Origin of the sequence: Paraburkholderia oxyphila NBRC 105797 (genome assembly GCF_000685075.1) — a bacterium.
Taxonomy (GTDB): Bacteria; Pseudomonadota; Gammaproteobacteria; order Burkholderiales; family Burkholderiaceae; genus Paraburkholderia; species Paraburkholderia oxyphila.
Map to the genome: position 1 here is coordinate 50,208 of NZ_BAYD01000031.1, position 12,075 is coordinate 62,282.

Here is a 12,075-nt window from a genome sequence, read left to right on the forward strand (position 1 = left end):
TCCAGACCGAACCCATCCGCTCGAATCTTCCGCCATGTCCGATTCATCGTCACCGTCCGCGCCGCCTGTGCGCGCGGCCACGCGAGACGCCAGCGGTGCCGGTGCACACCCGCAAGCGCAATTCGATCAGCCTGTCGCGCACAGTGCGCACGTTGGCTCCCAGCCGTTTGTCTATCTGGGGCGTCAGCCTATCCTCGACCGTAGCGGCGCGCTCAACGCGTATGAGCTGCTGTTTCGGGGCAGCGGGCAAAACCGCGCCGACGTGACCGACGACGCGCTCGCCACCGCACAGGTGATCACGCGCACCATGGGTCAGCTCGGCGTGCCCACCGTGCTGGGGCGCCATCACGGCTACGTGAACATGAGCCGCGAGCTGCTCTTCGACGACATCGTGCATCTGCTGCCGCCGGGCCGCTTCGTGCTCGAGGTGCTCGAGCACGTGCACCTCGACATGGCGGTGCTCGAGCGCCTGGCGCAGCTGCGCCGCGACGGCTACCGCATCGCCTTCGACGACGTGAGCGCGCTCACCGACAACCTGCGCCGCGCGCTGCCCTATGCGGACATCGTCAAAGTCGATCTGCTGCAGGCCGAGCGCGCCGCGCTGCCCGCGCTCGTCGAGGCCATCGCCGCCGAGGGCAAGACGCTGATCGCCGAAAAGGTCGAGACGAGCGAGGACTTCGACTACGCGCGCGGCCTGGGCTTCGATCTGTTCCAGGGCTACTTCTTCGCGCGCCCGCAAATGTTGCACGCGCCACGAGTGCGTGCCTCGCGCCTCGCACTCGTGCGCCTGCTCGCGCTGGTGGCGAGCGACGTCGGCGTGGCCGAGCTCGAGCGCGAGCTGCGCAGCCATCCGGGCGTGGTCGTGCAGTTGCTGCGGCTCGTCAATTCGAGCGCCTATGCGCCGGGGCGGCCGATCTCGTCGCTGCGCGAGGCCGTGCTCGCGGCCGGCACGCGTCAGATCGCGCGCTGGGCGCAGCTGCTGCTCTACGCGAGCGGCCGCGATCTGCCGTGGGCCTGCGACCCGCTCGTGCAGCTCGCGGGCACGCGCTCGCATTTCATGGAGCTGGCCGCGCGCAGCCTCGCGCCCAACGACGCCGTGTTCGCCGACGCGGCCTTCATGACGGGCATCTTCTCGCTCGTGCACGTGCTGGTGGGCTCGACGCCCGCGCACACGCTCGAGCGGCTCGGCCTCGCGCGCGAGATCAGCGAGGCCGTGGACGGCCAGCGTGGCGAGCTCGGCATGCTGCTGCGCGTGGCGCAGGCCTGCGAGCGCGGCGACGACCGTCTCGCCGAGGCGCTCGTGAGCGAGGCGGGCGGGCGTTTCGCGGTGCTCACGCCGGCATTGCTCGGCGAGCTCAATTTGTGGGCGAGCGCCTGGTTTTCGGCGTATGCGGATGGCTGAAAGGCGTGCGTAAGTAATTCATTGTCATGCAGCCATGCGGGTGCCCGGCCGCAGCGCTGTGGTGCCCGTTCTGCGTGCGCAGGCGGAGTGTGGTCCAATAGGGCCGTTGCCGGACGCGGCGGGACCGCGCCGCAGACCGTCGTGCCATGCCTCGCCGCTCGCGCTTCGAGCCGCCGCGCTGGCCCGGTCGCCGGCGACGCATTCGAGGTCATACGAGGACATCCGACATGAAACCGAGGTATTACGCGGCGGGGGCCGCGGCGCTCGTGTGCGCCGGACTTGCGTTCTTCGCCCTGAGCGCGCAGGCGACGCTCAAGCCGGGCGACCCCGCGCCCGATTTCACGACGCAGGCATCGCTGGGCGGCAAAACCTATACCTACTCGCTCGCCGCCGAACTCAAGAAGGGGCCAGTGGTGCTGTACTTCTACCCGGCGGCGTTCACCAAGGGCTGCACGATCGAGGCGCATGATTTTGCCGAAGCCGTCGACCAGTACAAGCAGTACGGCGCGACCGTGATCGGCGTTTCGCACGACAACATCGACACCCTCACGAAGTTCTCGGTGAGCGAGTGCCGCAGCAAGTTCCCGGTTGCCGCCGACGAGGATTCGAAGATCATCAAGGCCTACGACGCGTCGATGCCGATGCACGACGCCATGGCCAATCGCGTTTCGTATGTGATCGCGCCGGACGGCAAGATCATCTACGAATACACGAGCCTCTCGCCCGACAAGCACGTGGAGAACACGCTGCGCGCCGTGAAGGAGTGGGCCGCGCAGCACCCGCAACAGTAAAACGCGACGCCGGCGGCGCGTAGCACGTCGCGTGCCGCGCGCCGGGGCTTGTGAGTGGCGCTTGCGATGCGGCAAACGTGGGCCGCTTCGGCGGGGCCGCGCCTGTTGCGTGCTGGTATCGTGCAGCTTTTCCCGTTCCCGGTGGTCACCCGCGGCCTATGAGCGCCCGCGGGTCCCCGTCTTCGTATGCCTATTCTCGTTCTCTTTATCGTATTCGCCGCGCTCGTCTACGGCGCGGTGTGGTCGTTCCAGGCGTTGGCCACACGTTTTGGCACGGACGTGGCCATTGGCGTGGCAGCCGTGGTCGTGGCCGCGCTTGCCACGCTGCTTGCGAACTGGCTGCAGCGCCGCCGCGAAGTGGCGCCGAACTTGCGCGGCGAGGGCGACTGGACCCATCGCGTGGCGGGCGCGTGGGGCGAGGCGCGGCTCGCGGCCGGCAAGCGGCTGTGTGAAGTCAAACTGGGCGAGACGCACGGCGCGTATATCTTCGCGGACCTGAAAGGCGCGCAGCCCGGGGAGGACGCGAGCGGCTGGCACGTCGCCCTCAGCGTGGCCGATGCGGGCAAGCCGCTTTGGCAGTTGCCCATGCCGAACGAGCGCGAGGCGAAGCGCTGGGCGCGTATTTTTACGCTGGCGATCGCGCAGAAACTTTGAGGTCCCATTGTCGGGGCGGGCGGAGCCGTTCACTGGCGAACGGCGCATTGGGCTTTCATGCTCGTCGCGCAGTCAGTTGCGCTTAAACAAGCTTTTCTCAATGAGATGAGCGGATGCGTCCTGGACCGCCTGGTGAGCGTTCGGCGCGAGAAATCGCACTGGCATACTCGGCGACTTAGCTGAGTCTTCCCGGCGCAGCTCCAGAGCGATCGGCTCATCGTGGCACTCCGCGACCGGATCCCGAGCGAGCCGGGCACCACGGAGCATTTCGAGATGGAGCAGCACGCCACCCCGGTACGCCTCTTCGAGCGCGTACGCATCGTCACGATACAGCCCGCGGGCTATGCGCATGCCGCTGCGTTCCGCGAATACGCGTCCGCCCTGCGAGCGGCCTTTGCGGCGCTGGGCTCGCAGGTCGACGCCGCGGACAATCAATTGCTCGTGGGCGAGGGCGTGAACCTCGTGTTCGGCGGACATCTGCTCAACCCTGGCACCACACTGCCCGGCAATTGCATCATCGTGAATCTGGAGCAGATGAGGGCGGGCTGGCCCGCGAAATTCCCTCACTACATCGAGTTGTTGCGTCGTCACGTCGTGCTGGATTACTCGCCGTCCAATATCGGGCGTATCCGCGAGCTGACCGGCAATCCCCACGTCTATCGGCTCAAACCGGGCTATGTCCCGAATCTCACCTGTATCGAGCCCGCCGCGCAGCAGGACGTGGACGTGCTCTCTTATGGCTCGATCAACGAGCGACGCAGCAAGATTCTGGATGCACTGCGCGAAGCCGGCCTCGTGGTTCAGCACCTGGTGGGCGTCTACGGCGTCGAGCGCGACCAGTGGATCGCGCGCAGCAAGATCCTGCTCAATGTCCACTTTTACGAGGACAAGATTCACGAGGTTATCCGCACCTCGTTTCTGCTCGCCAACCGCAAGGCGGTGGTGAGCGAGTGCGAGCCCGAAACCGAAATCGACGACGACTTGCGCGATGCGCTCGTGGCGGTGCCGTATGGCGAGATCGTGCAAACCTGTGTCGCGCTCGCCAGGGACGATGTGCGGCGTCGCGAGGTGGAGCAGCGCGGCTTCGAAATTTTCGCCCGCCGCGATCAGGCCGCGATCCTTGCGGCGGTGCTTGCGCAGCTTTCACGGCCATTGCCCCGTCGCATCAATCTGGGCAGCGGCAAGGCCTACGACCCGGAGCGCCTGAATATCGACATCGACCCGAAATGGCAGCCCGATATCCTCGGCGATCTCGCTCACGCCGCAGGCTTGAAGCAGATCTTCTTCAGCCCCAAATACGGCCTGACGCGGCTCGAAGCGGGCCAGTTCGACGAGATCACGACGATGGACGTGCTCGAGCACGTGCCGGATCTGGTGACGTTCATGACGCACTGCCTCGAACTGCTGCGTGTGGGCGGGGCGATGCGCATTGGCGTGCCTTACGACCTCTCGTACGGCGCATGGCAAGACCCCACGCACGTGCGTGCATTCAACGAGCGCAGCTGGCTCTACTACACGGAGTGGCACTGGTACACGGGCTGGACTCATGCGCGCTTCGACCTCGCGCAGCTGAAGATGACGCTGAGCCCGGTCGGCCAGGCGCTCAAGGCGCGCGGCATGCTGGACGAAGAGATTTTCCGGACGCCACGCGCCGTCGACGACATGCAGGTGGTGCTCGTCAAACGGATGTTGACCGAGCCGGAGCGGGAGCATGCGCTGGCATGGCAGCGCGGCGCCTTGCGCACAGCGCAGTCCGCGGGCGCCGGGCGCCGGGCGTGAGCGCGAGCGCGCCGGCGAGGGGGCGCCGCTGCTTCAATGATGTCTCGTGCGTGATAATCGCGAGGCACCGACCGAACGGAGATGAAACTGAAACGCGCAAACTATTACCTTGTCGTTCTGGCCGCCGCGGCCTGTGCGGCGCTACTCAGCGCTTGCGACCAGCGGAAAGTCGCTGACGCCGTGAATGCGGTCAAACCGGATTCGATGGCGTTCGGCGGGCTGAAAATCGGCGTCTCGACGGTCGAGGACGTGCGGCGTCAGGCCGGCAAGCCCGAGATGGTGTGGGAGGACGACGACGGCGCGCAGCGCCTCGAATACCCGCGCGGGCCGAACGGCTTGACGACATGGATGCTCGACTTCGACGCGGACGGCAAGCTGGTTGCGATGACCCAGGCGCTGACGGCGCAGAATATTGCGCAAGTGGTGCCGGGCATGCCGCAGGACGAGGTGCGCCGCCTGCTCGGCAAGCCGGCGACGGTCGCGAAGTACGCGCTGAGCCACGAGGAAGTATGGAGCTGGCACTGGGCCGAAGGCGGCGTGGCCGGCGACGGCATGTTCAACGCCCATTTTTCGCCGGATGGGCTCGTGGTCCGCACTTCGCGCTCGGACGCACCCGGGCACGAGCAGCATTGACGAGGCGTCCGTTGCAGGCCCCGCGCGGGCAAGGAGGGTGGAGATGAAGCGTATCGCGCTATTGTGGAATGTCGTGAAGGGCGATCTGCGCGTGCTGTGGTTCGCGCTGCGTCAGCCCGGCCGGCCGGGGTGGTTGATGCCCGCGACGGCGCTCGTCGTGCTCTATGCGCTCGCGCCGTTCAATATCGCGCTGCCGTTGGTGGGCGTGGTCGACGACGGCATTCTCGTGCCGCTGGTGTTGCATTTGCTGGTGCGCTGCTTGCCGATGGATTTGAGGCGGGCAGGGCGGGTTTGATCGCGCGAGGCGCGGCGGCCGGTGTAGGCAAAAAAAGCGGCTGAGGAACTGCTTCAGCCGCCACACTAGCGTTGCACCCGATCGTTACTCCAGCACCCGCGGCGGCGGCGCCGCGCGCCCGCGCTTCTCATCCCACCACACGCGCAGGCGGTCCATATACAGATACACCACCGGCGTCGTATAGAGCGTGAGCGCCTGGCTCACGATCAGCCCGCCCACGATCGAGATGCCGAGCGGCGCGCGTAGCTCCGCGCCTTCGCCGCGCCCGAACGCGAGCGGCAGCGCGCCCAGCAGCGCGGCACAGGTCGTCATCATGATCGGCCGAAAGCGCAGCAAGCACGCCTGATAGATCGCATCGCGCGAGTTCAGCCCCTGGCGCGACGCGTCGATCGCGAAGTCCACCATCATGATCGCGTTCTTCTTCACGATGCCGATCAGCAGGATCACGCCGATCAGCGCGATGATGCTGAACTCGGTCTTGAAGAGCAGCAGCGCGAGCAGCGCGCCCACGCCCGCCGAAGGCAGCGTCGAGAGAATCGTGAGCGGGTGGATGTAGCTCTCGTAGAGGATGCCGAGCACGATATACACGGCCGCGAGCGCCGCGAGAATCAGCAGCGGCTGGTTGTCGAGCGATTGCTGGAACGCCTGCGCGGTGCCCTGGAAGCTGCCGTGGATGGTCTGCGGCATGCCGATCTCGGCCATCGTGTCGTAGATGGCCTCGGTGGCGTCCGAGAGCGACTTGCCCGGCGGCAGGTTGAACGAGATCGTCGAGGCCACGAACTGGCTCTGGTGGTTCACCGAGAGCGGCGTCGTGCCCGGCCCGAACGAGGCGATCGCCGAGAGCGGGATCATCGTTTCCTGCGCCGTGGAGACCGCCGCGCCCGAGGACGCGCTCGACTTGCCGCTCGCCGCGATCGAATTGATCGCGAGATTGCGCGCGGAGTCGGCGGCGATGGCCGCGGCGCTCGAGGCCGACGTTGCGCCCGTGCCGCCGGTCGAGGCGCTGGACGTGGAAGGCCCGGTGACCGTGCCCGCGGTCGCGTTGGTGCTCTGTGCGCCGCTTGCCGTGCCGCCCGACGTGCTCACCCAGATCTGGTCGAGCATCTCCGGGCTTTGCCAGTACTGCGGCGCGACTTCCATCACCACGTGGTACTGGTTCAGCGGGTTGTAGATGGTCGAGACCTGGCGCTGGCCGAACGCGTCGTAGAGTGTGTTGTCGATCTGCGAAGGCGTGATGTTCAGGCGTGCCGCGCTCGCGCGGTCGATCGTGATCATCGATTCGAGGCCGCCTTGCTGCTGGTCCGAGTTCACGTCGGCGAGCTCGGGGCGCGCTTGCAGCGCCTCGGTGAGCTTCGGCCCCCACTTGTAGAGGTCGGCGGTATTGTCGGCGAGCAGCGTGAACTGATACTGCGCGTTCGACTGCCGCCCGCCCACGCGGATGTCCTGCACGGCCTGCAGGAAGGTGCGCGCGCCCGCCACGTGCGAAAGCGGCCCGCGCAGTTGCGCGATCACCTCGTCGGCGGAAAGCTTGCGCTCGCTCTTGGGCTTGAGCGAGACGAACATGAAGCCCGAGTTGGTCGCGTGCCCACCCGTGAAGCCCACCACCTGATCGACGGCCGGATTCTCGCCAACGATCTTCATCATCTCGGCGAACTTCACCTTCATCGCCTGGAACGAGGTGGACTGGTCGGCCTGAATGCCGCCCACGAGCCGCCCCGTATCCTGCTGCGGAAAGAAGCCCTTGGGGATGACCACGTAAAGCACGACGTTCAGCGCGATGGTGGCGACGAGTGTCAGCATGATCAGGCGTGGATGCTCGAGCGCCCAGCCGAGCGTGTGCTCGTAGCCGCGATGCAGGTGCGTGAAGCCGCGCTCGAGCCACTGGCCGAAGCGGCCTTCCTTTTTCTTCTCCTGCGGTTGCTCGAGCAGGCGCGAGCACATCATCGGCGTGAGCGTGAGCGAGACCACGAGCGACACGGCGATCGCGAGCGAGAGCGTGAGCGCGAACTCGCGAAACAGGCGCCCGACGATGCCGCCCATCAGCAAAATGGGCAGGAACACGGCCACCAGCGAGACGCTGATCGAGAGCACCGTGAAGCCCACCTCGCGCGCGCCGAGCAGCGCGGCCTTCATGCGCGGCACGCCGTTCTCGATGTGCCGCGAGATGTTCTCGAGCACGACGATGGCGTCGTCCACCACGAAGCCTGTCGCGATGGTGAGCGCCATCAGCGAGAGGTTGTCGAGCGAGAAGCCCATCAGGTACATGGCCGCGAAGGTGCCGATGATCGAGATCGGCACCGCCACGCTCGGGATCAGCGTCGCGCGCCAGTTGCGCAGGAACAGGAACACCACCATCACGACGAGCGCCACGGCGATCATGAGCGTGTGCTCGGTGTCCTTGAGCGAGGCGCGGATCGTGACCGAGCGGTCCGAGGCGGGGATCACGTCGACGTTGGCGGGCAGCGAGGCCTTCAGTTGCGGCAGCATCGCGATCACGCGGTCGACCGTCTCGATGATGTTCGCGCCGGGCTGGCGGTAGATGATCACGAGCACCGAGTGCTTGCCGTTGGTGAGGCCCAGGTTGCGCAGGTCTTCGACCGAATCGACGACTTCGCTCACGTCGGAGAGCTTCACGCCCGCGCCGTTGCGATAGGCGATGATGAGGTCCTTGTACTGGCTCGCCTTGCTCGCCTGGTCGTTGGTATAGAGCTGGAAGCGCTGCGGGCCGAACTCGATGTCGCCCTTGGGGCTGTTCGCGTTCGCCGAGGCGAGCGCCGCGCGCACGTCTTCGAGGCCAATGCCGTAGTGAAACAGCGCGTGCGGCTCCAGTTCCACGCGCACTGCCGGGTTGGCCGAGCCGTTCACGTCGACTTCGCCCACGCCGTCCACCTGCGAGAGCGACTGCTGCAGCACCGTGGCCGCCGAGTCGTAGAGCTGGCCCGCGCTGAGCGTGGGCGAGGTGAGCGCGAGGATCAGGATCGGCGCGTCGGCGGGATTGACCTTGTGGTAGGTCGGGTTCTGCCTGAGGCTCGTCGGCAGGTCGGCGCGCGCGGCGTTGATGGCGGCCTGCACGTCGCGCGCGGCCCCGTCGATGTCGCGGTTCAGGCCGAACTGCAGCGTGATGCGCGTGCTGCCCACCGAGCTTTGCGAGGTCATCTCGGTGACGTCGGCGATCGAGCCCAGGTGCCGCTCCAGCGGGCTCGCCACGCTGGTGGCCACGGTTTCGGGGCTCGCGCCGGGCAGCGTCGCCTGCACGGAGATGGTGGGGAAGTCCACTTGCGGCAGCGGCGCGACGGGCAGCTTCGCGAATGCGAAGAGGCCCGCGAGCGCGATGCCGATCGCGAGCAGCGTGGTGGCGACGGGGCGGTTGATGAACGGGCGCGAGAGATTCATCGCGTCAGTGCTCCGTCGACGAAGGCGCAGGCGAGGGCGAGCCGCCGCCGAAGCGCTGGCGCATGCGGCCGGCGATGCGGTCGAACGCCAGGTAGATCACGGGCGTGGTGAAGAGCGTGAGCGCCTGGCTCACGATCAGGCCGCCCGCAATCGCGATGCCAAGTGGCCGCCGCAGCTCCGAGCCCGCGCCGGTGCCCAGCATCAGCGGCAGCGCGCCCAGCAGCGCGGCCATCGTCGTCATCATGATCGGGCGGAAACGCAGCAGGCACGCCTGATAGATCGCCTCGCGCGGCGCCTTGCCTTCGTTGCGCTCGGCGTCGAGCGCGAAGTCGATCATCATGATCGCGTTCTTCTTCACGATGCCGATCAGCAGCACGATGCCGATGATGCCGATGATGTCGAGGTCGTGCCCGGTCATGATCAGCGCGAGCAGCGCGCCGATCCCCGCGGACGGCAGCGTCGAGAGAATCGTGATCGGATGCACGAAGCTCTCGTAGAGCACGCCCAGCACGATATACATCGTCACGATGGCCGCGAGGATCAGGAACAGCTCGTTGGCGAGCGACGCCTGGAACGCGAGTGCCGCGCCCTGGAAGCGTGTCTGGAACGACCCCGGCAGGCCGACGTCTTTCTCGGCCTGCTCGATCGCGTTGACCGCCGCGCCCAGCGAAGCGCCAGGCGCGAGGTTGAACGAGATGGTCGTGGCCGGGAACTGCGAGAGATGCGTGACGAGCAGCGGCGCGGGACGCTCGTGGAACTTGGCGATGGCCGAGAGCGGCACCTGGCCCGTGGTCGAGGTCGAGGAGGGCAGGTAGATCCCGTTCAGCGAATCCGTGTAGTGCTGCATCACCGGATCGGCTTCGAGAATCACGCGGTACTGGTTCGACTGCGTGAAGATCGTCGAGATGATGCGCTGCCCGAACGCGTCGTAGAGCGCGTTATCCACGGTCGCCGGCGTGATGCCATAGCGCGCGGCGCTCGCGCGGTCGATCTCGATATACACCGACTGGCCCTGGTCCTGCAGGTCGGTCGCGACATCGGCGAGCTCGGGAATCTGCTCGAGACGGTGCACGAGCTTGGGCACCCAGGTCGTGAAGTCCTGGATATTGGGCGTCGTGAGCATGAACTGGTATTGCGTCGGGCTCACGGTCGAGTCGATCGTCAGGTCCTGCACCGGCTGCATATAGAGCTTCGCGCCCGAGATATGCGAGACCGAGTGCTGCAAGTCGCGGATGATCTGGCTCGCCGTCTCGCTGCGGTCGTCGCGCGGCTTCAGGTTGATGAGCATGCGGCCGCTGTTGAGCGTGATGTTGGTGCCATCCACGCCGATGAACGAGGTGAGGCTATCGACGTTCTCGTTCTTGAGAATCTCGGTGGCGAGCGCCTGCTGGCGCTCGGCCATCGACGCGTACGAGACCGATTGTGGCGCCTGCGTGATTGCCTGGATCACGCCGGTGTCCTGCACGGGGAAGAAGCCCTTGGGCACGATCACGTAGAGCACGCCGGTGAGCACGAAGGTGATGGCGAACACGATCATCGTGAGACGCTGGCGCGCGAGGACCCATTCGAGCGCGACGCCGTAACGGCCGATGATGTAGTCGAAGAAACCATGCACGCGCGCCTCGAACCGGTGGCTCTCGGGCGGCGGCGTATGGCGCAGCATCTTCGCGCACATCATCGGCACTAGCGTGAGCGAGACCACGGCCGAGATCACGATGGTCACGGCAAGCGTGATCGCGAACTCGTGAAAGAGCCGGCCCACCACGTCGCCCATGAAGAGCAGCGGAATCAGCACCGCGATCAGCGAAACCGTGAGCGAGATGATCGTGAAGCCGATCTGTTTCGAGCCCTTGAGCGCGGCTTCGAGCGGCGTTTCGCCGTCCTCGACGTAGCGCGCGATGTTCTCGATCATGACGATGGCGTCGTCCACCACGAAGCCGGTCGCGATCGTGAGCGCCATCAGCGAGAGGTTGTCGAGCGAGAAGCCGCAAAGGTACATGACCGCGAGCGTGCCGATCAGCGAGAGCGGCACCGAAAGGCTCGGAATGATGGTGGCGTAGATGTTGGCGAGGAACAGGTACATCACCAGCACCACCAGCACGACCGACATCAGCAGCTCGAATTGCACGTCGCGCACCGAGGCGCGGATCGTGGTGGTGCGGTCGGTGACGATCTGCACGTCGAGCGAGGCGGGCAGCGCTTCCTGCAATTGCGGCAGCAGCGCCTTGACGCTGTCCACCACCTGGATCACGTTCGCGCCGGGCTGGCGCTGCACGTTCAGGATGATCGCAGGCGTGTTGTTGACCCACGCGCCGAGCTTGGTGTTCTCGGCGCCCTGCACGATGTTCGCCACGTCCGTGAGCATGACCGGGCGGCCGTTGCGGTAGGCGATCACGGCGTCCTTGTAGGCGTCGGCGTCGGTGAGCTGATCGTTCGCGTTGATCGTGTAGGCGCGCGTCGGGCCGTCGAAGTTGCCCTTCGGCGTGTTGACGTTCAGGTTCGAGATGGTCGTGCGCAAGTCGTCGAGATTCAGGCCGTAGGCCGCGAGCGCGCGCGGGTTCGCCTGGATGCGCACGGCGGGGCGCTGGCCGCCCGTGAGGCTCACGAGGCCCACGCCCGCGACCTGCGAGATCTTCTGTGCGAGACGCGTGTCGGCAAGGTCCTGGACCTGGGTGAGCGGCAGCGTCTTCGAGGTGATCGCGAGCGTGAGGATCGGCGCGTCAGCAGGGTTGACCTTCGCGTAGATCGGCGGCGCGGGCAGGTCGGAAGGCAGCAGGTTGCCGGCCGCGTTGATGGCCGCCTGCACTTCCTGCTCGGCCACGTCGAGCGACAGATCGAGGCTGAACTGCAGCGTGATGACCGAGGCGCCCGCCGAGCTTTGCGACGACATCTGGTTAAGCGACGGCATCTGCCCGAACTGGCGCTCGAGCGGCGCCGTGACCGAGGACGTCATCACGTCCGGGCTCGCGCCCGGATAGAAGGTCTGCACCTGGATGGTCGGGTAATCGACTTCGGGCAGCGCGGACAGCGGCAGGAAACGCAGCGCGACGAGGCCGACCAGCATGATCGCCGCCATGAGCAGCGCCGTGCCGACCGGACGCAGAATAAAGACGCGGGAGGGATTCATG

At 66.5% G+C, this 12,075-nt stretch carries 8 protein-coding genes; 6 read left to right on the forward strand and 2 right to left on the reverse strand.

Going from position 1 to position 12,075, the window contains the following annotated elements; genetic code table 11:
- Positions 1-34 precede the first annotated feature (34 nt).
- The 6 genes from BO1_RS51920 to BO1_RS51935 all read left to right on the forward strand — a co-directional run bounded on the left by BO1_RS51920 (position 35) and on the right by BO1_RS51935 (position 5,554).
- Positions 35-1,402 (forward strand): EAL and HDOD domain-containing protein, encoded by a 1,368-nt coding sequence (locus tag BO1_RS51920; RefSeq protein WP_084688068.1) that lies wholly within the window; start codon positions 35-37, stop codon positions 1,400-1,402.
- 227 nt (positions 1,403-1,629) lie between these two features.
- Positions 1,630-2,193 (forward strand): peroxiredoxin, encoded by a 564-nt coding sequence (locus BO1_RS20275; protein ID WP_028219122.1) that lies wholly within the window; start codon positions 1,630-1,632, stop codon positions 2,191-2,193.
- 186 nt (positions 2,194-2,379) lie between these two features.
- Positions 2,380-2,847: a hypothetical protein gene (locus BO1_RS20280; RefSeq protein WP_028219123.1), complete on the forward strand. Its 468-nt coding sequence runs from the start codon at positions 2,380-2,382 to the stop codon at positions 2,845-2,847.
- A gap of 219 nt (positions 2,848-3,066) precedes the next feature.
- Positions 3,067-4,626 (forward strand): class I SAM-dependent methyltransferase, encoded by a 1,560-nt coding sequence (locus BO1_RS56450; protein ID WP_156992332.1) that lies wholly within the window; start codon positions 3,067-3,069, stop codon positions 4,624-4,626.
- Between the two features lie 81 nt (positions 4,627-4,707).
- On the forward strand, positions 4,708-5,259 hold the full coding sequence (locus BO1_RS20295) for a hypothetical protein (RefSeq protein ID WP_028219125.1): 552 nt from the start codon (positions 4,708-4,710) through the stop codon (positions 5,257-5,259).
- A 43-nt stretch (positions 5,260-5,302) separates the two neighbouring features.
- Positions 5,303-5,554: a membrane protein gene (locus BO1_RS51935; protein ID WP_043285565.1), complete on the forward strand. Its 252-nt coding sequence runs from the start codon at positions 5,303-5,305 to the stop codon at positions 5,552-5,554.
- Positions 5,555-5,638: 84 nt separating this feature from the next.
- Here the strand turns inward: BO1_RS51935 and BO1_RS20305 are convergent, their stop codons facing one another.
- Both BO1_RS20305 and BO1_RS20310 read right to left on the reverse strand, forming a co-directional pair.
- The gene (locus tag BO1_RS20305; RefSeq protein ID WP_028219126.1) at positions 5,639-8,947 is read right to left on the reverse strand and encodes an efflux RND transporter permease subunit; all 3,309 of its coding nucleotides are present in this window, start codon (positions 8,945-8,947) and stop codon (positions 5,639-5,641) included.
- 4 nt (positions 8,948-8,951) lie between these two features.
- The gene (locus tag BO1_RS20310) at positions 8,952-12,074 is read right to left on the reverse strand and encodes an MdtB/MuxB family multidrug efflux RND transporter permease subunit (protein ID WP_028219127.1); all 3,123 of its coding nucleotides are present in this window, start codon (positions 12,072-12,074) and stop codon (positions 8,952-8,954) included.
- Between the last annotated feature and the right edge of the window lies 1 nt (position 12,075).

What these genes read in the sequence shown, in the direction of transcription:
- BO1_RS51935 (WP_043285565.1), top strand. Translation starts at nt 5,303, where the DNA reads ATGAAGCGTATCGCGCTATTGTGGAATGTCGTGAAGGGCGATCTGCGC.
- BO1_RS20305 (WP_028219126.1), bottom strand. Translation starts at nt 8,947, where the DNA reads ATGAATCTCTCGCGCCCGTTCATCAACCGCCCCGTCGCCACCACGCTG.
- BO1_RS20310 (WP_028219127.1), bottom strand. Translation starts at nt 12,074, where the DNA reads ATGAATCCCTCCCGCGTCTTTATTCTGCGTCCGGTCGGCACGGCGCTG.
- BO1_RS51920 (WP_084688068.1), top strand. Translation starts at nt 35, where the DNA reads ATGTCCGATTCATCGTCACCGTCCGCGCCGCCTGTGCGCGCGGCCACG.
- BO1_RS20295 (WP_028219125.1), top strand. Translation starts at nt 4,708, where the DNA reads ATGAAACTGAAACGCGCAAACTATTACCTTGTCGTTCTGGCCGCCGCG.
- BO1_RS20280 (WP_028219123.1), top strand. Translation starts at nt 2,380, where the DNA reads ATGCCTATTCTCGTTCTCTTTATCGTATTCGCCGCGCTCGTCTACGGC.
- BO1_RS20275 (WP_028219122.1), top strand. Translation starts at nt 1,630, where the DNA reads ATGAAACCGAGGTATTACGCGGCGGGGGCCGCGGCGCTCGTGTGCGCC.